General features: G+C 40.8%; 2 protein-coding genes. Both read right to left on the bottom strand.

Annotated elements, in window-relative coordinates; translation table 11 throughout:
• Positions 1-1217, bottom strand: a 1217-nt coding sequence (locus ENL20_01555) for an FAD-dependent thymidylate synthase (GenBank protein HHE37244.1), incomplete at its 3' end; no start/stop codon positions are given.
• Between the two features lie 44 nt (positions 1218-1261).
• Positions 1262-3001: an aldehyde ferredoxin oxidoreductase gene (locus ENL20_01550; protein HHE37243.1), complete on the bottom strand. Its 1740-nt coding sequence runs from the start codon at positions 2999-3001 to the stop codon at positions 1262-1264.

Genomic DNA, 3001 nt, shown 5'->3' with positions numbered 1-3001 from the left:
GTCATTAAACGGTGTCGCTTCAACTGGGCGAAATTGCTGGCACTGATGGTCAGTTCAAACATCAATTTTCCGTTGAATTCAAACTCGCGGGGAAGTGTATCGAATTCAGATATATATCTCAAAGTTTCTTTGAAGAATTCTTTCGCATGTTCCTTGTTTTCTATAACCTTTGCTGCGACTTCAAATGATTCTTCGTAAGACAAAGTTGAATTATGGTGGATAAGAGCGATGAGAACATCCATATCGATCGAGTTTTCGGGCAGAAGTTTTGCGTCTCCCAGTTCGATAACATTCTTGCTTACTTTTTCTTCTCCAAATTTGTTTATCTCTTCTGCAACTATCTCTTTCAAGTATTTCTTTGAAAGCCTGAAATGATCGTCTTTAAGATCAGTTTTAAATGCTTTTTTGAATTCTTCAGGATCGGATAGAATGATCAAAGAGGGAGCAACAACTTTTACCGCATCGAACAGTTTTTGAGATAAATCCCTGATTTCAGCAAGTTCAGAATGCCGCATGATCCTGATCGCATGTTCGAGAGTTCTGGCATTAAAAGATAAACCAAGTTGAGCTTGTGTTGCCAGGCTTAAAGCATATCTTGCATCTTCTTTTGCCCAGCCCTCGAGCGTGTTTTTAGCTCGATTCATTTTGTTGGAAGTTCCTTTACCGGAAGCTGTGTCTGCTTTTTCTGCCAGTTCGGAATTACTTTCAAATTGGTATTGGATCAATTTCTCAAGATTGTTCAAATAAAACTTATTCTGGAAATTTACCAGTTCCAGAAAAGATTCTCTATCTTTCCTGTCATATTCCTTTGGAGTAACAAAATCTCCCTTTAAGGTGATATATCTTTGCGATTTTTCAGTGTAAGCAGCACCGATCCGTCTGGCTTCCAGTTCCTCGAGTGCTAACCGGGAAATACCTAAAATATCAAAATTGAAATAAGCATGTTCCGCCACGGAATGATGGCTCATCCCGAACACGATCGCCTGATTTGATCTTCTCGCTTTTTTAACTTGTTTAAGAGCTTCTTCCCGTAATTCATTCACATCCCTCGGATCGCGGCTGATACGGGCATAAGCAGCGGAAATCGTTTCCGGAGTCGCTGTATTCTGATCCGGAAGCTGCTCGATCAAAGATTTATCTATGTTGTATCCTGCTAATGTTACTTTCATTTTTGTTCCTGTATCACCATTGTCCCAATGGTCTAAACAATTTCCCATCAAGACGATGGGATTACAACGAAAAAAATTAACTCAAGATTTCATCATAAATCAAGTTTATCAATCGTTTCTCCGGTTGGAATTCCATCTTCATTCCAACCTCGAATCTGATAATATTTATTCAGCATTTCGTCCAGTTGAACAACTCTGTTTCTGGATGATCCTTCATCAAATTCTTCTGTCAGAAATCTTCTGGGAAGAAGATCGTCTTTTCTCTTAAATCCATTTTCGGAATTGAATTTCCGTTCCAGAGTATAAATCCTCTTCCCTATCTTGATCAGATCATCATCTGTATAATTCTCTCCGGTTACATAGTTAAGTATTTCGGAAAAGGTCGAGACACCTACTGCAAATTGCAGGAATCTACATAAGATCAGTGAATCAACTGCTGCAGAAATATCCTGAAGAAGAGCAACAAGTTCAGGTTTACCTGCGATTGAATATCTATCCATAAAAACCGGATGTCCAAGAATTTCCGGTCCAATTAGGTATGCTCGCATGTGACAACCACCACGATTGGAAGTTGCATAAGCCAGAGCCTGACCTTGTGCTCCGCGAGGATCATAAGCAGGAATTTCCAGACCTTTGACCTGCATCGATAATTCCGGTTTTCCATATTTTTCCGAAAGTCTTTTTGAACCTGAACCAAGATCTTTACCAATTCCTCTTTTAAAGGCAATATCATTAACCAATTGAACTAATCTTGCGGAATCTCCCCATTCTAAAGCTTCCGGAAAAACTCCTTTTTCAGATAATTCCATAGCACAACCGATCGTGCTTCCGGTCGAGATCGTATCCAATCCGAGTTCATTGCAGGCATAATTCGCTTCCGTGATCTTCTGCAGATCGTTGACTCCGAGATGCGCTCCAAAAGCCCAGACACTTTCATATTCAGGTCCTTCACCTTCTTTATTGGTGGTTTTTGTATTTCTGCCACAGGCAATGGGACAGCGGAAGCAGGCGCTTCTGTTTTGGAGAATCGTTTCTGCGATTTTTTCACCACTTATTCCTTCCGCATCATTGAAAATTCCCTGCTGGAAATTCTGGGTGGGGAACATTCCGTGAGCATTGATGATGTTTACTAATACCGAAGTTCCAAGTAATTGCAGAGATTTTCCGGTAACCGGATTTTTATCGACCAATCTATCCAGTCTGGAATTTAACTCTTTCAATTTATCAGGATGTTTGATGGAAACAGGAATCTTTCCATAAACTGCGATCGCTTTCAGATTTTTAGAACCCATCACAGCTCCGAGTCCACCTCTGCCGGCAGTTCTGTCTTTATCATTCATGATCGAAGCAAGCAGAACCTGGTTTTCTCCAGCCGGTCCGATACTGGCAACTGATGCCTTATCCGATGTTTCCTGAAGGATCTGCTCTTTCGTTTCGTGAGTATTCTTTCCCCATAGATGTTTCGCATCCCTGATCTCGAAGTCATTTTCAGTAACATAAATGTAAACAGGTTTTTCCGCTTTTCCTGAGAAAATGATCCCGTCGAATCCGGTTCTTTTCAGGATCGCTCCGAAAACTCCACCCGAACTGGAATCAAAGATCGTGTTCGTAAGCGGAGATTTGGAAATAACCTGGAAACGACCGGATGTCATGACTGTTCCTGTTAGAGGACCAGTCATGAATATCAAAGCATTTTCCGGAGATAATGGATCGATATCAGAAGAACACATTTCGGAATAAAGTTTGACTCCTAAACCTCTCCCGCCGAGATATTTTTTCCTTACGGAATCATCGATTTCGATAATTTCTTTTTTCCCGGAACTCAAATCTAT

The organism is Candidatus Cloacimonadota bacterium, from assembly GCA_011372345.1.
In the GTDB taxonomy this organism is placed as follows: Bacteria; Cloacimonadota; Cloacimonadia; order Cloacimonadales; family TCS61; genus DRTC01.
Note: the sequence above shows the minus strand (reverse complement) of the source record. Positions and strands in the feature narration are given on the sequence as shown.